General features: G+C 60.8%; 17 protein-coding genes. 4 read left to right on the top strand and 13 right to left on the bottom strand.

Annotated features, from left to right (window positions below):
* Positions 1-130: 130 nt before the first annotated feature.
* From HMPREF2942_RS02245 to dnaJ, 6 genes are all read right to left on the bottom strand, one after another.
* Positions 131-1,288 (bottom strand): GTPase Era, encoded by a 1,158-nt coding sequence (locus HMPREF2942_RS02245; RefSeq protein ID WP_210399416.1) that lies wholly within the window; start codon positions 1,286-1,288, stop codon positions 131-133.
* A 125-nt stretch (positions 1,289-1,413) separates the two neighbouring features.
* Positions 1,414-2,859, bottom strand: coding sequence for a hemolysin family protein (locus tag HMPREF2942_RS02240; RefSeq protein WP_070688217.1), 1,446 nt, complete (start codon positions 2,857-2,859; stop codon positions 1,414-1,416).
* 9 nt (positions 2,860-2,868) lie between these two features.
* Positions 2,869-3,390 carry an rRNA maturation RNase YbeY gene (gene ybeY / locus HMPREF2942_RS02235; protein WP_070688215.1) on the bottom strand — a complete coding sequence of 174 codons (522 nt, stop codon included), beginning with the start codon at positions 3,388-3,390 and terminating at the stop codon, positions 2,869-2,871.
* A 3-nt stretch (positions 3,391-3,393) separates the two neighbouring features.
* Positions 3,394-4,521 carry a PhoH family protein gene (locus HMPREF2942_RS02230; protein WP_070688213.1) on the bottom strand — a complete coding sequence of 376 codons (1,128 nt, stop codon included), beginning with the start codon at positions 4,519-4,521 and terminating at the stop codon, positions 3,394-3,396.
* Positions 4,522-4,648: 127 nt separating this feature from the next.
* Positions 4,649-5,422 carry a 16S rRNA (uracil(1498)-N(3))-methyltransferase gene (locus HMPREF2942_RS02225; RefSeq protein WP_070688211.1) on the bottom strand — a complete coding sequence of 258 codons (774 nt, stop codon included), beginning with the start codon at positions 5,420-5,422 and terminating at the stop codon, positions 4,649-4,651.
* 175 nt (positions 5,423-5,597) lie between these two features.
* Positions 5,598-6,734, bottom strand: a complete 1,137-nt coding sequence (gene dnaJ, locus HMPREF2942_RS02220; RefSeq protein ID WP_070688209.1) for a molecular chaperone DnaJ — start codon at positions 6,732-6,734, stop codon at positions 5,598-5,600.
* Between the two features lie 278 nt (positions 6,735-7,012).
* On the opposite strand from dnaJ, the gene HMPREF2942_RS02215 reads away from it, so the two are divergent.
* Together HMPREF2942_RS02215 and HMPREF2942_RS02210 are read left to right on the top strand one after the other, a co-directional pair.
* On the top strand, positions 7,013-7,882 hold the full coding sequence (locus HMPREF2942_RS02215) for a DUF3097 domain-containing protein (protein WP_070688207.1): 870 nt from the start codon (positions 7,013-7,015) through the stop codon (positions 7,880-7,882).
* 263 nt (positions 7,883-8,145) lie between these two features.
* Positions 8,146-8,565 (top strand): DUF4870 domain-containing protein, encoded by a 420-nt coding sequence (locus tag HMPREF2942_RS02210; protein ID WP_070688205.1) that lies wholly within the window; start codon positions 8,146-8,148, stop codon positions 8,563-8,565.
* Between the two features lie 656 nt (positions 8,566-9,221).
* On the opposite strand, the gene hemW is transcribed toward HMPREF2942_RS02210, so the two are convergent.
* The 3 genes from hemW to HMPREF2942_RS02195 all read right to left on the bottom strand — a co-directional run bounded on the left by hemW (position 9,222) and on the right by HMPREF2942_RS02195 (position 13,603).
* Positions 9,222-10,499, bottom strand: a complete 1,278-nt coding sequence (hemW, locus tag HMPREF2942_RS02205; protein ID WP_070688203.1) for a radical SAM family heme chaperone HemW — start codon at positions 10,497-10,499, stop codon at positions 9,222-9,224.
* Positions 10,500-10,642: 143 nt separating this feature from the next.
* On the bottom strand, positions 10,643-12,484 hold the full coding sequence (gene lepA / locus HMPREF2942_RS02200; RefSeq protein WP_371325810.1) for a translation elongation factor 4: 1,842 nt from the start codon (positions 12,482-12,484) through the stop codon (positions 10,643-10,645).
* A gap of 96 nt (positions 12,485-12,580) precedes the next feature.
* On the bottom strand, positions 12,581-13,603 hold the full coding sequence (locus HMPREF2942_RS02195; protein WP_070688201.1) for a PAC2 family protein: 1,023 nt from the start codon (positions 13,601-13,603) through the stop codon (positions 12,581-12,583).
* A gap of 311 nt (positions 13,604-13,914) precedes the next feature.
* On the opposite strand from HMPREF2942_RS02195, the gene HMPREF2942_RS02190 reads away from it, so the two are divergent.
* Both HMPREF2942_RS02190 and HMPREF2942_RS02185 read left to right on the top strand, forming a co-directional pair.
* A complete protein-coding gene (locus HMPREF2942_RS02190) occupies positions 13,915-14,520 on the top strand; it encodes a hypothetical protein (RefSeq protein ID WP_070688199.1) in 606 nt (201 codons plus the stop codon).
* A gap of 153 nt (positions 14,521-14,673) precedes the next feature.
* Positions 14,674-15,132: a hypothetical protein gene (locus HMPREF2942_RS02185; protein ID WP_070688197.1), complete on the top strand. Its 459-nt coding sequence runs from the start codon at positions 14,674-14,676 to the stop codon at positions 15,130-15,132.
* Between the two features lie 295 nt (positions 15,133-15,427).
* On the opposite strand, the gene rpsT is transcribed toward HMPREF2942_RS02185, so the two are convergent.
* The 4 genes from rpsT to HMPREF2942_RS02165 form a co-directional block, all read right to left on the bottom strand.
* Positions 15,428-15,691: a 30S ribosomal protein S20 gene (gene rpsT / locus HMPREF2942_RS02180; protein WP_049360830.1), complete on the bottom strand. Its 264-nt coding sequence runs from the start codon at positions 15,689-15,691 to the stop codon at positions 15,428-15,430.
* Between the two features lie 256 nt (positions 15,692-15,947).
* Positions 15,948-16,607: a type II toxin-antitoxin system PemK/MazF family toxin gene (locus tag HMPREF2942_RS02175; RefSeq protein ID WP_070688195.1), complete on the bottom strand. Its 660-nt coding sequence runs from the start codon at positions 16,605-16,607 to the stop codon at positions 15,948-15,950.
* A 15-nt stretch (positions 16,608-16,622) separates the two neighbouring features.
* Complete coding sequence (holA, locus tag HMPREF2942_RS02170) at positions 16,623-17,657, bottom strand: DNA polymerase III subunit delta (RefSeq protein WP_070688193.1); 1,035 nt, start codon at positions 17,655-17,657, stop codon at positions 16,623-16,625.
* Positions 17,658-17,853: 196 nt separating this feature from the next.
* Positions 17,854-19,800, bottom strand: a complete 1,947-nt coding sequence (locus HMPREF2942_RS02165; protein WP_246824333.1) for a ComEC/Rec2 family competence protein — start codon at positions 19,798-19,800, stop codon at positions 17,854-17,856.
* Positions 19,801-19,932: the final 132 nt, after the last annotated feature.

Below are 19,932 nucleotides of genomic sequence, written 5' to 3'. Positions count from 1 at the left end.
CACCCGGAGGCATGCACATATTTCTGCAAGCCACCGGGTGAAAACTAAGGATGCGCGACCGCCCCCAAGGGCAACCTCTCGGGGCTGCCTCGCAGGGCAAAATCTCAGGGCGATGCGCTCAGGAAAGCTACTAGAATCCCAGGCGGTTCAACGCACGCGCGTCAGACTGCCACTCCTTCGCAACCTTCACATGAATATTCAAATAAATGCGGGTACCGAGCATCGCCTCAATCTGCTCACGAGCCTTCGTACCAATCTTGCGCAGGTTCGAGCCGCCCTTACCGATAATGATGTACTTCTGCGACTCACGCTCCACATACAGGTTCACGTGCACATCCAGCAGCGGGTTATCCTCCGGGCGGCCCTCACGGAACTCCATCTCCTCAACCGTCACAGCAATCGAGTGGGGCAGCTCCTCACGCGCACCCTCCAGGGCAGCCTCACGCACGAGTTCCGCGATGAGGGTTGCCTCCGGCTCATCGGTCAGCTCACCGTCCGGGTACAGCGGCGGCGACAGCGGAGTGTACTGCGCCAGCAGGTCAGCAACCGCATCCACCTGGAAATGCTTCACAGCAGACACCGGGATAATCGCAGCCCAGCCGCCCTTACCGTCAACCGGCATCGGCTCAGCAACCTCACCGGCACGGCGCTTAGCCGCAGGACCCGAACCCTTCGCGAAAGGCACAGCATCATTCTTGCCGCCCTTACCCTTGGGGCCCTTACCCTTCTGCTTCGCACGATGCGCGGCACGCTTAGCACGAGCCGCACGCTCAGCGCTCATGACCTCCTCGCCGAGTGCCTCAACAGCCAGCAGCTGCTCACGCAACTCCTCAGAGCTCACGGTATCAGCCTTCGTCACAATGGCAACCACCGGCTTATTGCTCGACGCCACCAGCTGCGACGCAATGTAGCGGTCACCCGGGCCAATCTTCTCATTCGCCGGAATGCAGAAGCCCAGCACATCCACCTGCGAAAGGGTGCTTGCCACCAGGTCGTTCAGACGCTCACCCAGCAGAGTGCGGGGGCGGTGAATACCCGGGGTGTCCACCAGAATCAGCTGGTACTCGTCCTTGTGCACAATACCGCGGATCGTGTGGCGGGTCGTCTGCGGACGGTTCGAGGTGATAGCCACCTTCTGGCCAACCATAGCGTTCGTCAGAGTGGACTTACCCGCATTCGGGCGGCCCACCAGCGACGCGAAACCCGAACGGAAATCCTTCGGGTAGGTCGGCAGCGGGGTGCTCAAGTCCAGAGTGCTCAAATCGAGCGGGGTGTACTCCTGGTCCATTGTGTTTCTCCTTGTCAAACCCCGTGCGGGGTGTGTGGGGTGCCAGACTCATCTACCGTGCGCCTTCGGGGCGGGGCGGCTGGCTCAAAGTGTGTATGGGATGATGCGGCGTCTATGTTCGATGTCTAGCGGTTGCCGTGCTTATCGGTGGCAGGTTCAGCCTCTGCGGTATCTCCCGGAAGACCCGGATGCGGGTGCGGGTCCGCCACCGCCGGCGGCTCAGTGTCCAGGGCGAGAGCATCGGCGGTTTCATCCTCCGGGGAACCCTCAGTGCCCTCCTGCTCATCACAAGGCGGCTCGTACCACGCCTGCAGCATATCCACCTGGTGGCGGCGGCCCGACGAACCAATCGCACGAATATGAATACCGTCAATCTCAATCTCAGAACCAACAATCGGCACCATACCCAGATGCTTAGCGAGCAGACCGCCCACCGTATCAACATCTTCATCGTCGAGTTCACGACCGAAAATCTCGCCCAGCTCATCAATCCCCAGGCGGGCAGAGAGACGGAACGTGCCGTCATCATTCAGCGTGTAATCGGGGCGCTCACGGTCGTACTCATCAGAAATGTCACCGACCAGCTCCTCAATCAGGTCCTCAAGCGTGATCAGACCGGCGGTGCCGCCGTACTCATCAACAATGATCGCCACGTGCGTGGACTCACGCTGCATCTCACGCAGCAGGTCCATGGCGCGCTTCGACTCGGGCTCAAAACGTGCCGGGCGCATCAGCTCAACCACGGTCGGCAGGGCGGTACCCTCCGGGGCCTCACCGTGCAGGATGAAGGCGCGCATCGCGTCCTTCAGGTAGAGCACGCCCAGAATCTCATCGCTCGAATCACCAATCACCGGCATACGCGAATAACCCGAACGCAGGAACAGGCTCAGCGCCTCACGCAACGTGGTGTCGCGGCTAGCGGTGAGCATGTCGGTACGCGGAACCATGAGCGAACGGATGCGGGTATCGTCCATCTCAAAGACGGACTGCACCATCTGCGCCTCGTCATCTTCAATGGTTTCAGCGTCGGAGGCGCGGTCCAGGAACTCGCGCAGCTCCTCCTCATCGAACACACCCACCGGGGCCTCAGCCGAACGTTCCGGCGCCAGGCGCACGCTGAGCTTATCGAGCAGACCAGTCGCCGGGCTCAGCAGAACCGACAGGTAGTGCACCGGGCGAGCCAGCACACGAATCGACGCGACCGGGCGGTTACGTCCCAGAGCACGCGCTAGCACATGCAGAATCGGGTAGCCCACCAGCGCAACGATCACGAGGGTCAACACGACGGCGAGCGCGTGCACCTCAACCAGGTTCAGCAGGCAGGTCATGGTGGCGAGCACCGCGGTGGCTGCCGCAATGAGGCGGGTCAGGCGCAGCGGGTGCGTGTACGCCTCGGAGTCACCGTCGAGGGTGCGCTGCAGGACGCGCGCACCGAGGGTGTCCGGGTGTGCCTCCACGGCTTCTTCCGCCTCATTATGCGGCAGGTAGGTGAACGCGGTTTCGGCGATTGCCGCGACCACGGTCAGGCAGAGCGCGAGAACGGCGAGGAGGGCTGTGAGTAGGATGTCCACGCCGCTCCCCTAGTGTCGGGTTTCGACCGGTGCCGGGCGGCCCAGGAACTCTTCGAGGATGGAGCGCTGAATGCCGAACATTTCAGCTTCCTCTTCGGCGGTGCCGTGGTCGTAGCCGAGGCAGTGCAGAATGCCGTGGGTGGTGAGCAGGCACAGCTCGTCCAGGGTGCTGTGACCCGCGTCTGCGCCCTGACGTGCGGCGACGGGCGGGCAGAGGATGATGTCGCCGAGCATGCCGCTGGAGGGGGTTTCGGGGGTTCCCGGTTCCAGCTCGTCCATGGGGAAGCTCATCACGTCGGTTGCGCCGGGCAGGTCCATCCATTCGATGTGCACGCGTTCCATTTCGTCTTCGTTCACAATGGCGATGGACAGGTAGGTGTCATCGGCAAGGTGCATGCGTTTGAAGGCGTGCTCGACGAGGCGGGTGAGCACCTCGGTGTCTACCGCTTCGAAAGATTCGCGGATGAAGGCGTCGGTTGCCGGGTCGGCACCGGTTGCGGGTTCTTCACAGTCGAATTCGATCTCTGCCACCGTTTAGCGTCCTTCCGGGGTGGTCTGTGCGTTGTTGGGGTTCTGCTCGGCGTTCTTTTCGGAGCCGCCGTTGATGCCGGCGCGGTCCAGCAACTTCTCGGCTGCGGCCTCGATGGTGGCGCGCTTGACCTTGCGGTTGCGCTTGCGTTCCATTGCCTTCTGGTCTTCGCCCCACTGGTCGTAGGCGGACACAATGTTCGACACCAGGGTGTGGCGAACCACGTCAGAGGATTCCAGGATGCTGAAGTGAATATCCTCCACACCCTGCAGAATGTTGCGCACCTGCTTCAGGCCGGAGGCGGCGCCACCGGGCAGGTCAATCTGGGTGATGTCACCGGTAATGACCATCTTCGAGCCGAAGCCCAGTCGGGTCAGGAACATTTTCATCTGCTCGGCGGTGGTGTTCTGCGCCTCGTCGAGAATGATGAATGCATCGTTGAGGGTGCGGCCACGCATGTACGCCAGCGGTGCGACCTCAATGGTGCCCGCCTCCATGAGCTTGGGGATGGTTTCGGGTTCGAGCATGTCGTGCAGCGCGTCGTAGAGCGGTCGCAGGTACGGGTCGATCTTCTCGTTGAGGGTGCCGGGCAGGAAGCCCAGACGCTCGCCAGCCTCCACGGCGGGGCGGGTGAGGATAATGCGGTTCACTTCGTGGCTCTGCAGCGCCTGCACTGCCTTCGCCATGGCGAGGTAGGTCTTACCGGTACCCGCCGGGCCGATGCCGAAGATGACGGTGTTCGCGTCGATAGCGTCCACGTACTTCTTCTGGTTAATGGTCTTGGGGCGAATCGTGGTGCCGCGGGTGGAGAGGATGCTGGTGGACAGCGAGTGCGCCGGGTTGCTCAGTTCGTCACCGAGCATGCCCATGAGGCGGTGAATGACCTGCACGGTAATCTGCGTGTCGTGGCTGGAGAGCACACGCAGTTCGTTCAGCAGCTTAGCGGCGGTGTTGACGGCCTCGGAGGGGCCGGTGATGAGCACGTCCAGGTCCTTGGGGCGCAGGCTAATCTGCTCGAAGTAGTCCTCGATAATTGCCAGGTGCGCGTCCTGCGGGCCGAGCACGGCGATCATTTCTGCGGCGCTCTTGAAGGATACGGTGCGCGCGGTCGAGAGAGGTCGGGAGGTAGTCATATGGGCTCCTTGGCTAGTGATGTATTTACAAGTATAGATGTGCGTGATGCACCACGCCCTGGTGGATGCCTGTCAGTTGGATTCCTGTCAGCTAGGTTCTATCGGAGGGAATCCAGTAGCGGGCGCTCTACCAGCGGCCCAGCACTACGTTCAGGGTGCACATGGCGGCAGAACCGGCGGTGGAGGAACGCAGCACCTCGTCGCCGAGCAGTGCCAGCTGCGCGCCGGCGTCGGTGAAAAGCTGCACTTCGCGGTCGCTGATGCCGCCTTCGGGGCCAACGAGCAGGTAGATTTCGTCGGGCAGGTTCTCCGCCTCTACAAGCTTGCGTGCCAGGGCACTGAGGCGTTCGGTCGCCTGCTCATGCAGGATGAACACGGCGGCGGACTGCTCAGAGCCGGCTACTTCTTCAATGAGCTCCACCAGGTCGGCGGTGCTGTACAGGTCGTACACCTCGGGAATGAGTGCGCGGCGCGACTGCTTCGCGGCGGCGGTGACGGTGTTCTGCCACTTGGTGTGTGCCTTGGAGGCGCGCTCCCCCTTCCAGCGCACGATGGAGCGGTCCGCACTCCATGGAAGCACACCGTACACGCCCAGCTCGGTCGCAGTTTCGATGGCGAGCAGGTCGCGGCCGTCCTTCGCGAGCGCCTGCACCAGGTAGATGGAGGGCACGCTGCGTTCCTCGCACAGCTCCTGCACCTGCACGCTCACGCCGTCCGCGTTGATGGAGGCGACCGTACCGAGTGCGCGGCGGCCGGTGCCGTCACCCAGGTCGATGCGTTCGCCGAGCTCAAGGCGCTTGACGAGGGCGTGCTTGCCTTCGGAGCCGCCGAGCGCGCAGGTGGCGCCGGGGGTGAGTGCGTCGTATTCTTCCGTGCTGATGTAGAAGATGGGGGCGCTCATGGTTCTCCTTGAGGGTGCGGTTTGAAAGCGTGGGTAGTGTGCGGGTGGCGTATGAAATAGGTGTGTTGCTTAGCGCGGGTGCATGCAGTGCAGTGCTGACAGTAGCGCTAACAGGAAAGCGGCGGGTGCGGGTTGAGTACCGCACCCGCCGCATCCTCAGCTTGGTGTAGGGATCCTACTTGAACTGGTCCTTCAGGCGGGAGAAGAGACCGCCGCGGTGCTTGACCTGCGAACCTTCGGTGAGGGATTCACCGCGCAGGGAGGCGAACTGGCGCAGCAGTTCACGCTGTTCTTCGGTCATATCGGTGGGGGTAACCACCTGGATACGCACCAGCAGGTCGCCGCGACGCTCGGTGCCGAGCACGGTTGCGCCCAGGCCGTTGAGGGTGATCACGTCACCGCTCTGAGTGCCTGCGGGGATTGCAACTTCCTGGTCGCCGTCGAAGGTATTCAGCGGGATGGTGGTGCCCAGCGCCGCCGCGACCATGGGGATGTTCACGGTGGTGACCAGGTTGTCACCCTCGCGGCTAAAGTACTTGTCACGCTTAACGTTCAGGTCAATGTACAGGTCGCCGTTGGGGCCACCGTACAGGCCTGCCTCGCCCTTGCCGCGCAGGCGGATGCGCGCCTGGTCGTGCACGCCGGCGGGAACGTTGAAGGTCAGCGGCACGTCTTCACGTACGCGGCCCTGACCGTGACATTCAGGGCAGGGGGTCTTGATGACGGTGCCGTAGCCGTGGCAGTCGGGGCATTCAACCTGCTGCATGACGGTACCGAGGATGGACTGCACGCGGCGCTGCATGAAACCGTGACCGGAGCAGGTGGTGCAGGTTTCGGGCTGGGTACCCTCTGCGGTGCCTTCGCCGTTACAGGACTTGCAGGTCACAGCGGAGCGACGCTCAATGGTCTTCTCAACACCGAACACGGCGTCCTGCAGGCTGATGGAGACGGTAATCAGGTCGTCCTGGCCCTGACGCATGCGGGATGCGGGGCCGCGGGCACCTGCCGCGCCGCCGGTGAACATGTTCAGCAGGTCCTCGAAACCGCCGAAGCCGCTGAATCCGCCGCCCGGGTAGCCGCCGCCTCCGGGGTAGCCTGCGCGGCCTTGTTCGTCGCCGGTGGTGTCATAGTTGCGGCGCTTTTCGGGATCGGAGAGCACCTCGTAGGCGAGGGTGACGCGCTTGAACTCTTCGGCTGCGTCCTCGGAGGGGTTCACGTCCGGGTGCAGCTGGCGTGCCTTCTTTCGGTACGCCTTCTTGATCTCTTCGGGGCTGGCGTCGTTCGATACGCCGAGAGTATCGTAGTGGCTCATGCGTTTCCTTCCTCTCGAGACGATGGCGGTGCTCGATGAGTGCACCGCCAACAATGGTCGTATCAATTCTAGGGGATACTACCCCCGACCCGATACAATGGCTAGGCTGAAAGGGGGTCGCTCCCGCTATCCGCTTAATCTGCGGTGCGCCCCGAACCCCGTTTTAGTTCCCCGCCGGTTCTGTCTCACGGTTCCGTCTGATTGTTCTGTCTTATAGTTCCGGCGCTGTCACCGCCCCTACTGGCTCTGCTGCCCCTACCGCCCCAAAGGAGAATACGTTGAGTACCCACCACTCCCCCTACGGTTGGGGTGCCCAGGACCTAAACGCCGCCCGCATGAGCCGCCAGGCGCCGCCCCCGCGTAAGGTGCCGCTGCGCCGCGGCCTGCTGATTGAGGATATTAACGGCTGGGTGGGTGAGGTCGTGAAGGCTGAACGCATCGGCGGTGCTCTCTTCTTCGGACTCGAGGACGCGAAGGGCCGCGTGAAGAATTTCCCGTTGGGTCCGGGCTACCTGATTGAGGGTGAGCCCGTTGAGATTGTCGCCCCGGTGGCGGCGAAGGAGCCGAAGCGCACGATTTCTCGTTCCGGTTCTATTGCGGTGAAGAACGCCCCGGCTCGGGTGGCGCGCGCCTCCCGCATCTGGGTTGAGGGTCTGCACGACGCCGAGCTCGTGGAGAAGGTCTGGGGCCACGATCTGCGCGTTGAGGGCATTGTTGTGGAGCCGCTGCACGGCGTGGATGATCTCGCCGGTGCTATTCGTGAGTTCGCGCCGGGCACGGGCCGCCGCCTGGGTATTCTGGTCGACCACCTGATTGAGGGCACGAAGGAGCAGCGCATTGTTGCCGAGGCGATGGCTGTTCCGGGTGCCGCCGGGCACGTGAAGATCGTGGGTCACCCGTTCATCGATATTTGGCAGGCGGTTAAGCCCTCGGTGCTGGGTTTGAAGGCGTGGCCGCAGGTGCCGCGCGGTGAGGACTTCAAGAAGGGCACGCTACGTCGTCTGGGTCAGCCGCACGAAACGCAAGCGGATGTGGCGCAGGCATGGAAGCACATCCTCTCCCGCGTTGACTCCTACGCTGACCTGGACCCGACGCTGCTCGCCCCGGTCGAATCGCTCATCGATTTTCTCACCGAGCCGGGTGCCTAACCGCACGCGAAACCCGTTATTCCACCCCCGTCTGCGGGCGTAGGTGTGAGTTTGCTCAGAACCTTTCCCTCGCGGGCATTATCCTGTGGGTTTTGCCCGCTAAAGCGGTACAATAGTTGAGCGTGTGGCATTGCCCCTGTGGGTTTATGTTGCACCATCACTACACTCTAGGTCACCACCGCTCAAACGATTCACCTCCTCGGAGGGCAGATCCACCGGCTTAGGTGATCACCACAAGAAACTTCTATCGAACCAGGATTTTCGTGACTAACGATGTTCGCCCGGCAACCGGGCCTCAGAAAACCCGTAAGATTAGCGTGATTCAGGACCGCAACCGTGCGACTCTCGCGCATTTCGGCGGTATTCTCGGCATCATCCCTTCCGCTGCGGTTTTCTACGTCAGCCGCAATAACGCGCCCTTCGCTGAGCAGGAAGCTCGCGAGGCGATGAACTTCACCCTCTTGCCCTCCATTGCTCTAGTGGCGCTGTGGGTTGTGTCGTTCCTGCCCGGCATGGGCAACATTGCCATGGTTCTGGGTGCGCTCGTGTGGCTGTTCATGGCTATTGCGTCGCTGCGCGCCGGCATTGAGGTGAACCGCGGTGAGCCGTACAGCTACCGTTTGAACCCGCGCCTGCTGGACCGCTTCTACTCCACCGAGAACGCAGAATCCGCAGAGTCCTAAGAACTGACGGTCCTAAACCGCGCTGTCTCAGAACCGCGCTGATAACTTTTACGATGAACGCCCCGCACGTTGTGTGCGGGGCGTTCTACGTTTAAGTGGGGCTTCTTTGCCTAGTGCGCGTGAATTGCTGCAAACTCTACCGAATGGTGCTGTAGATAATCGTTGTTAAACGATCGTGGGCCCCTGTTACCAGGAGCCCACAACCGTATTCACTCAACTTCAGCAAAGACGAGAACACGCTGTTAGACATATACCGTCCTGCCATGACCTATTATGGCACAGCGTAACCTTCAACCACAACTTGAAATTGGGTGTTTTGGAGAATTTTTTCTAAGGAAAGTAATCGAAAAATACGCATCCCAAAAGCGGCATGAAGGAGTGGAAAATTCTTTCGGCTAGTCCAGCACAAATGCGAACAATTAGCACACCGGTGTAAGGTGTGATGCTCCCCCAAAGTCCCTCCAAACAGACCCGAAAAAATTTTTTAAAAGTTTTTCTGAACCCACAAAAACACCCCGAAATCACCGAAATATTACGGCAATACCGGGGTGCACGCCGCGTGCAGGCGGCGGCAGAGACAAGGGGCAAATGAAGTTGAACCAGATCTGAGCCAAGACACAGCTCCAGCTGAAAAGCCCCTAATCAAGCAGGTATTTCTAGTGCTCTTCAGAGACCTCCGGGAGCAGCTCGCGGGTGACCGCATCGCCCAGCAGGCGGCCCTTGAGGGTTAGTCGCACGTGGGCTTCAGGGTCAGGTTCAGCTTGAGAATTCAAAGCATCAGGCTCAATCAGAGCTTGAGAAACCAGCCAGCGCAGGGAGGCACCCAGCTGCGCCTCATCGTGCACGGCGAGCAGCTCGCGCATCGCCAAGCCCTCACGCACACGGATCATGAGCATAACCGTCTCAAAAGCACGAGTGGCGGTGTCCAGCACCTCACGTGCCGCCGCCGGGGACTCCCCCGCACGCACCTTCTGCGCATACGGCACCGGGTGCTTCACGTTCCACCAGCGGGTACCGTTCACGTGCGAGTGCGCGCCGGGGCCGATGCCCCACCAGTCCTGGTTGCGCCAGTAGGCGAGGTTGTGGTCGCTGCGGGTGTCCTCGCTGCGCGAGTAGTTGGAGACCTCGTACCAGTTGTAGCCGGCTTCGGTGAGTAGCTCCTCGGCGAGCAGGTACATGTCCGCCATGAGGTCCTCATCGGGTATGGTGTATTCGCCGCGGCGGATCTGCGCGGCAAGCTTGGTGCCGTCCTCCACGATGAGCGAGTACGCCGAAATGTGGTCCGGCTCGTAGGAGATTGCGGCGCGAACGCTGCGCTCCCACTGGTGCAGGCTCTCCCCCGGCGAACCGTAAATCAGGTCCACGGACACCTGCAGGCCGACCTCCTTAGCCCAGGCGACGACCTTCGGCACGTTCGACGGCGTGTGGGTGCGGTCGAGTACCTGTAGCACCTCGGGGACGACGGACTGCATGCCGAAGGAGACGCGGGTGAAACCGCCGTCCTTGAGGGTCTGCAGGTCTTCGCGGGTTACGGAGTCGGGGTTCGCTTCGGTGGTGACTTCTGCGCCTTCGACGAGGCCGAATACGTCGATGGCTGCCTGCAGGATGCGCACGAGGTCGCGGGCGGGCAGTTTGGTGGGGGTGCCGCCTCCGAAGAAGACGGTGTGCATGGGGCGTTTTGCGACGCCGGATGCCTCGAGGGTGCGGGCGGCGAAGAGGATTTCTGCGATGGCGTCGTCGGCGTAGGTGCCGAGGCCGATGCCGTCGCCGAAGTCTTCGGTGGCGTAGGTATTGAAGTCGCAGTAGCCGCAGCGTACGGAGCAGAAGGGGATGTGTACGTAGAGGCTGAAGTCGCGGTTTTCGCATCCTGCGGCGCTGGTGGCGGGGATGCGCCCGTCGCGGGGTGCGGGGTCGCCGGTGGGCTGGGCGGGCATTCTGCCTCCTGGAACTAGGGGTACAGGTTGGGGGAACAAATATAGGTGGCGTGCAGAGAACCCGGCGGTACACGGGGCACCAGCCGGGTTCTCCACACAAACAGGTCGGCACACAGCCGGAAAAGCTACGAAGCGGCGAAAGGCTACTTCTTCTTTTCCTTCTCCTCGCCCGAAGACAGCGCCGCGATGAAGGCCTCCTGCGGGACCTCCACACGACCGACCATCTTCATGCGCTTCTTGCCTTCCTTCTGCTTCTCCAGCAGCTTACGCTTACGCGAAATATCGCCACCGTAACACTTGGACAGAACGTCCTTACGCATCGCGCGGATGTTCTCGCGGGCAATAATACGCGAACCGATAGCCGCCTGAATCGGCACCTCAAACTGCTGACGAGGAATCAGCTCACGCAGCTTAGAAGTCATCATCAGGCCGTACGAGTACGCCTTATCGCGGTGGGTAATGGCGCTGAACGCATCCACCTTCTCGCCCTGCAGTAGGATGTCGACCTTCACCAGGTCTGCCTCTTCCTCGCCGTCGAACTTCCAGTCCAGCGACGCATAACCGCGGGTACGGGACTTCAACTGATCGAAGAAGTCGAACACGATCTCCGCCAGGGGCAGGCGGTAACGCATCTCCACACGGTCCTCGGACAGGTAATCCATGCCGCCGATCTGGCCGCGGCGAGCCTGGCACAGCTCCATAATCGCGCCAATGTACTCGCTCGGGGCAATAATCGTACACGCCACCATGGGCTCGCGAATCGTCGCGACCTTGCCCTCGGGGAATTCGCTCGGGTTGGTCACGCGCTTAGCGTTGCCGGCCTCGTCCACCACGTCGTAAATAACGTTCGGCGCGGTCGAAATCAGGTCCAGGTTGAACTCGCGTTCCAGGCGCTCACGCACAATCTCCAGGTGCAGCAGACCCAGGAAGCCACAGCGGAAACCGAAGCCCAGAGCGGCAGAGGTCTCCGGCTCGTAAATCAGCGCGGCGTCGTTGAGCTTCAGCTTATCCAGCGCGTCACGCAGTGCCGGGTAGTCCGAACCGTCAATCGGGAACAGGCCCGAGAACACCATCGGCTTGGGGTCCTCGTAACCGCCCAGGGACTCCTCGGCGGGCTTGGCGGCGGAGGTGACGGTATCACCCACACGGGACTGACGGACGTCCTTCACGCCGGTGATGAGGTAACCCACCTCGCCCACGCCCAGGCCCTTCGACGGGACGGGCTCAGGGGAAATCACGCCGATTTCAAGCAGGTCATGCTCAGCGCCGGTGGACATCATCTTAATCTTCTGGCGCGGCTGCAGGCTACCGTCCACAACACGCACATAGGTGACCACGCCGCGGTAGGAGTCGTACACCGAGTCAAAAATCATGGCACGCGCCGGGGCGGATGCGTCACCCTGCGGGGCGGGAATCGCCTCCACAATACGGTCCAGCAGAGCCTCAACACCCTCACCGGTCTTACCCGATACGCGCAGAACCTCGTCCGGCTCGCAACCAATCAGGTTCGCCAGCTCCTCAGCGTACTTATCGGGCTGAGCCGCCGGAAGGTCAATCTTGTTCAGCACCGGGATGATGGTCAGGTCGTTCTCCATCGCCAGGTACAGGTTCGCCAGGGTCTGAGCCTCAATACCCTGGGCAGCGTCCACGAGCAGAAGCGCACCCTCACACGCAGCCAGGGAGCGGGACACCTCATAGGTGAAGTCCACGTGGCCGGGGGTGTCAATCATGTTCAGCGCGTAGGAGGTGCCGTCAACATCCCAGGGCATGCGCACAGCCTGAGACTTAATGGTGATACCGCGTTCACGCTCAATGTCCATGCGGTCCAGGTACTGCGCCTTCATATCGCGCGGGGCAACCACGCCGGTGGCCTGCAGCATACGGTCTGCGAGGGTGGACTTACCGTGGTCAATGTGGGCGATAATGCAGAAGTTGCGAATAATCGCGGGGTCGGTCGCCGCCGGAACGGGCGGGTTCTTCGACATGGGTGCCAATCACATCATCCTTTCGAGATGCTGGCTGCGGGTATGGGCATAGTTACCTATCATTTTCCCATACCCGCGCCATATGTGCGAACGGACCTAGCGTTCCGAAGAATCCTCCGCGGATTCCGCACCACCATCACCAGGGTTTTCACCCTCGGAGGCGCCGCTGAGGGAATCCAGGTAGCCCTCAATATCCTCGGCAATCACCTCACCGGAGACAGTGCGCAGGGTCGAATCCATCTTCTGCTCAATCTCACGCACCAGCTCGACCTTCTCGTAGTCCTTCGCCATTTCTTCGGCGAGTTCCGCCTCCCACTCATCAGCGTGGGCGCGCAGGCGGTCGTACTCCTCCGACTCGACCTTGATGCCGAGAATGACCTCCAGCGCCTCAATCAGGCTCACGACCGCGCGCGGGTTCTGCTGATCAAAGCTCAGATACCCCGGGATGCTCATACGCAGCATGACCGAAGAGCGCAGGCCGTGCTCGGCGGCGAGTGCAGACATTGCCATCGTCACCGAGGTAGAACCGGTGTAGTCCTCGTGCAGAATACCGGGGATTGCCGCCAGCTTCTCATCGTGAGTGGTCAGCGTGTACGGGTACGGGCGGGTGTGCGCCACCTGATCCTCGAAGGTCTCAACGAAAATCGTGTGGTCCACGTGGAGCTTCTTCACGTACTTGAAGAAGCGGTTCATGAAACGCTGCATGCACAGGCTCGGGGCGGGGCCGGTCACCACGAGCAGGCGCAGGCGGCGCTCCGGGATGGTGACCATGTTGTAGAACATCTTGGGCCACACCAGGAATGTGGATTCGGAGTCATCGGACTTCTGCAGCTGCGGGGCGACGGAACCGTAGTCGTAGAAGTCGTCCATGTCGAAGCCGGGGCTCTCATCGCACGGGTCGAAGGCGCGGTGAATCACGTCGAGGGCGTCCTCGCCGTTGCCCGGGGGTTCCTTCGCGGAGTTGAAACCGACCAGCATGACGGTCGTGTAGTTGTCCTCCTCGGAGGATTCGCCCAGGCCCAGCTTGCCGAGCAGTCCCTTCTTCGCGGGCTGTTCTGTGGAGGCGGGCTTGGCGAAAGCGTCAAAGAGTCGGGCGGGAGGGAAGTTCGGCTGGCTCATCGTTGGTCCTTAGCTCGTGGTCGGTGGTTGTGTGGTGTGTATCGGCGGTACTCGCTCCCCCGGTGCCGTTCGTAGCGCTGTGTACGGCGCTATTGATAGGGCGCGGGCGGTGTGCGGTACCGCTGATAGTTCCCACTATACGGGCTCCCGTGCGGCCCGCAAGCGGTTTCGTCACCGGGCAGGCGCCTTCATAAGATTGGGCATAAAAATTCAGCAACGAGTCATCAGAGACAAACACATCACTCACCCACAGTTGTGTTTAGTCTTTCACCTGTTGCCCTGTGTCCTGCCCTGGTTGGATGTGGCTGGTTATGATGGCTGATATGGATTCACAATTTATAGCAAATCTTATCTCTGGCATATCGGCATTCGCTGCCATTGCTTCGGCCATTTTTGCAGGGCGGCAAGCTATTAGTTCTAAGGAAGCTAAGGCGAAGGCAGAGGAATCACACAAGGCAGCTCTAGACATGTGTGATGCAGCTCAGCGTTCTGCAAAGGCTGCAGAAGAACAGGCTAACCAGGCTGAGCTGGCACGTAAAGCTGCAGAGGAACGAGTCCGACAGGCTGAGAAGTCACTCGAGCAGATGCAGCAGCTTGTTGCTGAACAACAGAGCCAATCCCAGTCGCAGTCTAAGATTGCGGCTAACCTATGGCGCCCTAAATTTCAGCTAACTCATGTCCGAGAAATGCGGTACAAACTACAAAACATCAGCGAGCATTCTTTAGATGTGCTTAAGGTTGTGAATCAGAATGAATTTGTTTGGTGCGATGATATTCACCAACGATTCAATCCAGGTGAATCACTCGACATTCATTTAGGAGGCGTAGCGCAGATTCCCTTACCGTCAAATTTAATTCTTCAGGTTGCGGACCAAAATGAACCTATCTACGTTCAGATTCCAGCTAAATCTGGCTAAAGCAGTATTCATGCTGGTATATGCCCTACTGACGGAGAGACCCGCTGAACCCTAGTAGATAGCCCCGTACTGATAAAGGTACGGGGCCATCTATTTGCCTTATGCTGCGGCAGAGACGTCTAGGAAAATTACCGTGAGTGTAGAATACCTGGTATGGATCTATTTTCAAATATTCCTTCCTGGATATCAGTAGTCCCCGCCGCATTTTCAGCCCTTTTTGCAGGCATATCGTGGTATCAATCCAATGGTTCTAAGAAAGCGAAAGCGAAGGCAGAGGAGCGAGCCCGACAGGCAGAGGAATTGCTCGAACAGATGTCAGATATTGCGTCCAGCCTGCGCGGACCTGTCCTGGAACTGATTAAAGAACCTGGGAAATGCAACTACACACTGCGTAATAACACTGAAAGCTCTATCAAGATTCTTGAAGCGCTGAACCACAAATCCTTCTATTACGACGTTTACTCCGATGAGCTTGCTGAAATTCCAAAGGAGGTGCACCCCGGTAAGCCGATTGATCTGCCCCTGCCTCATACAGCATCCGTTAGAAGTCTGGATCTCCGAATCGAAATCAATGGGGAGGAAAAAATCCTCTATGTCGAGATTCCTCGATAGTCCGAGCTTTCAATATCAAGAACCAGCAAGCTTCTCGTAAGTTTGATGATATAGATGCAGATTGCTACAGCATTAATTACCTGAGCGTCTATGGAGCAACAAGGGCAATCGCATTTACTGAGATGCAAGGGCATATCTGTAGAGTAATTTATCCCCATTTACTCCATACTTTGAGTTGCTATTCATTACAGCAGGTAAGCAGATAAAAGAGACCCCCTGCGTTCCCCTTAGAGGAGGGGGAACACAGGGGGTCTCTGCCCTTAAACCAGAGAGGTACTCACGTACCCCGCAAGTTTTAGAAAGCCTTGTTTACCAGCGTAGCAAGACCGGACTTCTTGTTTGCAGCGGTCTTCTTGTGCAGAACACCCTTGGAAACAGCCTTGTCCAGCTTACGGTTCACAAAACGCAGAGCCTCAACAGCAGCTTCCTTGTTCTGTGCCTCAACAGCAGCCTTGACCTTGCGGGTCGCGGTCTTCAGCTCGGACTTTACAATGTTGTTGCGCAGGCGAGCCTTCTCGTTGGTGAGGATACGCTTCTTCTGAGACTTAATGTTAGCCACAATTAAACTTTCTGTTTTGTCTTATTGGTCGGTGAGGGCGACGCTGGCCGATCATCGACTGAGCGGCGTGGGGATGCCTATGGCAACCGGCCAGCAGTGCCCGATGACCATCGGACACTCAACCACACATAATACCAGATGAACAGCCTCCACGACAGACCCTCGCGGAGAGAAAAATACTGTGAAAACCGCTACACGCAGCTTCCACATCTAACGCCGGTCGCCCAAACAGGTTCCCGGCGTAAAGCACAGGGTGCTAGCCGTTACGGCGAGTCCACGCACGCTCAATCAGGCGGAACGTATCCTCCGGCATAATCGCACCCTCACGGCGCATCGAATCCGGGCGAACACGAATCACACGGTTCAGTTTCACCTCAGAAGCGCGGCCCTGCGGATCCCACGGACCCGAACCAATATCAAGGTAGTTCGAATCAGCGTGCTCACGGTTATTGTGGTCCTTGCTGGTCATCATCAGCGCCAGCAGGTACTCACCGTCACGACCCACCAGGATCACCGGGCGGTCCTTACCCTGCGAGTGGTCCTCCTCGAAGGGAACCCACGTCCACACGATTTCACCCGGGTCAGCGTCGCCGTCCAGGGAGGGCGAGTACTCAAAGTTGATCATGTCGCGGTAATCGCCCGGGTAATCCGAACCGTCGGATGCGCCGGTCGAAGCCGGTGCGGAAGGCTTAGGTGCCGAGGACTTTACCGAGGAAGACTTCGGGGCGCTCGGCTTAGGCGCCGAAGAGCCGGAGGTACGAGCCTCACCCTGACGAGAATCATCCTTGTGGGATTCGCTCTTCTGGGAGGACTCGGAGTCACCCTTAGACGCAGTAGCGTCGTTGAGGGCATCCTCTGCCGCCTTCTGCAGGAAGGGCAGCAGGGCAAAGAAAATTTTCTTCAGAATTTCGAGCATGGGCTCTATTATGCACTACAGGCGCGGAGGTAGAGCAATCGCCAAAACAGCCTGCTCCACCGCATACACGGCGTCCTGCGACTCGCCCTTCAGCTGGGCGTCAGCATCAGCCAGAAGCTGCACAATATGCGCCAACTGGGCGCCGGTAAAACGGCGGCCGTCACGCTGAGCCTGCTCAACCTGCCACGGCGCCATACCCACCTCACGCGCCAGCTCGTTAGCGCTCATGCGCACGTGGTGCACGCGCGCAATATTGCGGATGCGCATGGCGAGCGCACCCAACATCGGAATCGGCTCCGTGCCGGTGGCAAGGGAATGGCGGAGCAGACGCAGAGCCTCCGGGGCGTTACCGGAAATCGCGGCGTCACTCACGCGAAACGCGGTGACTTCGGTGCGGCCGCCGTAGTAGCGGTTCACCGCCTCTTCGGTGATTTCGCCGGGTACGTCTGAGAGCAGCTGCTGGCATGCGGCGGCAAGCTCCGCAGTGTCGGAGGCGGCGGCCGTCAGCAACGCCAGAGCCCCGCCGGTAATCGGGCGCTGAGCTGCTGCGAACTCCCCCGCCAAGAACTCGCTCTTCTCACGGTCGGTCTTGAGCGCCTTGCAGTTAATGAGCACGAACTGGGAGCGCACCAGGTCGATGAGCTTCTTGCCGCGGTTACCGCCCGAGTGGTTCAGAATGAGCATGATATCCGGCTCGGGGGCGTTCAAGTAGGCAAGCGTATCGGTCAAAAACTCGTCGCTCATGGAGGCTACGTTCTCAACCTCAATAATCTTCGCCGAACCGAACAGGGAGGGCGAAGCGTGCAGGATCAGCTCCCCCGCCGTGTAGGTGGCGGCGTTAATCTGAACGCGGTCCACCTCCGGGTGGATGCTGCGGAACAGCTCACGCAGGCGTGCCGCGGCACGGGAGGCGAAGTACTCCTCCGGGCCGTAGAGCATGACGGCGGGTGCCGGGGTGACGGTACGCCACGCGGTGTCGAGGGCGGGGCCGCCTCGGCGGGCGTAGCCTCGGGAACCACCACGCTGGGTTGAACGCTTACGCTCGGACACGCTTATCACTCGCCTTTATCTGCAGGGTACGGGCTGAACTCGGCCCCGCTGCGCGCGGGGTGCGGCGCGGGTAGAGTCTCGAGTATCCATCATAGCGTTTTCTTCTCAGATGCCTCCTAGCGGTGGTTAGGGGTAGCCGGTCAGGGTCAGTCGGTCAGAGGTAGATGTTTGCGGTTAGATACCCGCAGTTAGATAATCAGGAACGGGCGGGCTGATGGGAGCGTGCGGTGCGCGGTACTACCCGCAAATACTGCCGGTGCGTGACCGCGCGGTAGCGGCGCGCATCCACCCACCACAGGGCTATGCTCAACGCCAGCACGCAGAGGGCGCTCCACACCACCGCCGGGACGCTCGAACCGGGCTCCCACGGGTTACCCGGCGCATGCGCGGCAGTGTGTGCCGCCCACTCGATGCCCTGCGCGGCAAGACCACCGGCGCGAAGACACAGATCCGCCGCAGTGGGCAAACCCAGGAGCATGAATCCGAGCGCAACCAGCCCGGCGAGCATACTCAGCGGCGCCAAAGGAGCGGCAACCAGATTCGCCGGAACCGAGTAGAGCGGCACTTTACCGCTCATCGCCAAAATCAGCGGGGTGCACCACAGGGATGCCACGATGGGCGCGGCGAGCATTTCCGCGCAGAACACCGGCATGATGCGCATGAGCAGGCGAATCAGCGGCGGGCCCAGCAGGATCAGCGCGGAGGTTGCCGTCACCGACAGGGCGAACCCCATATCCACGGCGAGGTGCGGGGCGGCAAGCAGACACATCAGTACCGTTGTTTGCAGCGCCGCCAAGGACTGGCGACCCGAACCGCGCAGCATCGCGTAAGCACCGAGCAGACCCATGGCGAGGGAACGAATGACGGAACCCTCAGAGTCCAGCAGCATGGCGTAGGCGAGCACCGCCGCGACCCCGCACAGCACCATGACGCGGTGCGGAATGGCGAGGGTGCTCAGCCGGTGCACGAGAGGCGGCAGGGTGTGGGCATTTGGCGGGGTAGATTGCTGACGCTGGGCAAGTTGATGGGGTCGGGCGGGGCGGCGAGAACGACCCGTGCCTCTCCCCCGCAACCGCTGCATCCAGGAACGGAACAGCAGGTATGCGCTAGCGAAACGGTACGGACGAATCGCCAGCACCAGCCGGTACGCACCCAAAAACACAATGGCAATATTCGCCCCGGACACCGCTGTAATATGGCTGAGCCCGCTGAGCTTATACTCCTCCCGCGCGGTGGAACTCATCAGCGAATCATCCCCGTAGGCGGTACCCAAAACCAGTGCCGCCGACTCCGTGCCGAGGGTCTCCAGGGCGCGGGTACGCAGATGCTCCTTGAGCGTGGACAGGTACGGCTCCTCCGCGGCGCGAGTAATAGTGTTCGACCCGGCGCCGTAGGCGGGTGCGGGCATCGGGAAAATAGTTGCGCCGCTCAGCTTTGCCGTGGAGCCGTTGAACTCCACCGTGCCGAGAGCGGTCACCTTCATCCCCGGATAAATCGCCCGCGAGCGCGCGGCGCCGCTCCCCTGATGCTTAGCCGCAGAAACGCTACCAGCCGAGCTCGCCTCCGAACGTACCTCCGGACGCTGTGCAGCGCTCTTTGCCGAACCGTCACGCCGGTACACGCGCACCCGCTCATTCACGAGCGCACGCACGCTCCGCCCCTGAATTTCCTCCAGCTTAATGACCACCAGAGTAGTGCGCGGATCCACGCGGCGTACCTGCTCCACCGTGCCATTCAAACGAAGCGAGGCACCCTGCGCCTGCTGCAGGGTGGCGCGGGATGCATCCACCCCCGTAGCGCACAGAAGCACCGCCTGAACCGTCACGATACACGCCAGGAAAACCAGCTGACCGGTCGTGCGAAAGAGCAGGCTATAGGGCATCACCGCACGCGGCGGAAAGAACAGCAGAATCGCCAGGCACCCCAGTAGGGCAATGAGCACGCACGCCAGCGGATGCATCACCCGCCACGTGCCCACGGTCAGCGCTGCCGCGGTAAACACCCACAGCATCAGCACCGTGAACGTCAAGCGAAGGTCCAGGTGAATGAGGCTTCCCTGGGCGCGCAGCTCCTGCTCGTCGCGGCGGGTACGCCACCGTTCAGCACCGATGCTCCAACGGTAGCGGGCACGGTCATACGCCATAGCCAGCGACCGGGTGAGGCGCGAGGAGCCGGGAAAGAGCTCCCCTGTCTGCCACGCGCGCTTTTGCGGTGCGCTGGGTTTTTGCAGTGCAGCAGGCTTTCGCGCAGATGCCTGCTTGCCTCGCGAAGGGCG

Source organism: Rothia sp. HMSC071C12 (assembly GCF_001813895.1).
In the GTDB taxonomy this organism is placed as follows: Bacteria; Actinomycetota; Actinomycetes; order Actinomycetales; family Micrococcaceae; genus Rothia; species Rothia mucilaginosa.
Note: the sequence above shows the minus strand (reverse complement) of the source record. Positions and strands in the feature narration are given on the sequence as shown.

Coding starts and splice junctions, on each gene's coding strand:
- HMPREF2942_RS02245 (WP_210399416.1), bottom strand. CDS start 1,288: ATGGACCAGGAGTACACCCCGCTCGATTTGAGCACTCTGGACTTGAGC.
- HMPREF2942_RS02230 (WP_070688213.1), bottom strand. CDS start 4,521: ATGACTACCTCCCGACCTCTCTCGACCGCGCGCACCGTATCCTTCAAG.
- HMPREF2942_RS02225 (WP_070688211.1), bottom strand. CDS start 5,422: ATGAGCGCCCCCATCTTCTACATCAGCACGGAAGAATACGACGCACTC.
- dnaJ (WP_070688209.1), bottom strand. CDS start 6,734: ATGAGCCACTACGATACTCTCGGCGTATCGAACGACGCCAGCCCCGAA.
- hemW (WP_070688203.1), bottom strand. CDS start 10,499: ATGCCCGCCCAGCCCACCGGCGACCCCGCACCCCGCGACGGGCGCATC.
- lepA (WP_371325810.1), bottom strand. CDS start 12,484: ATGTCGAAGAACCCGCCCGTTCCGGCGGCGACCGACCCCGCGATTATT.
- HMPREF2942_RS02195 (WP_070688201.1), bottom strand. CDS start 13,603: ATGAGCCAGCCGAACTTCCCTCCCGCCCGACTCTTTGACGCTTTCGCC.
- HMPREF2942_RS02190 (WP_070688199.1), top strand. CDS start 13,915: ATGATGGCTGATATGGATTCACAATTTATAGCAAATCTTATCTCTGGC.
- HMPREF2942_RS02185 (WP_070688197.1), top strand. CDS start 14,674: ATGGATCTATTTTCAAATATTCCTTCCTGGATATCAGTAGTCCCCGCC.
- HMPREF2942_RS02175 (WP_070688195.1), bottom strand. CDS start 16,607: ATGCTCGAAATTCTGAAGAAAATTTTCTTTGCCCTGCTGCCCTTCCTG.
- HMPREF2942_RS02165 (WP_246824333.1), bottom strand. CDS start 19,800: ATGGCGTATGACCGTGCCCGCTACCGTTGGAGCATCGGTGCTGAACGG.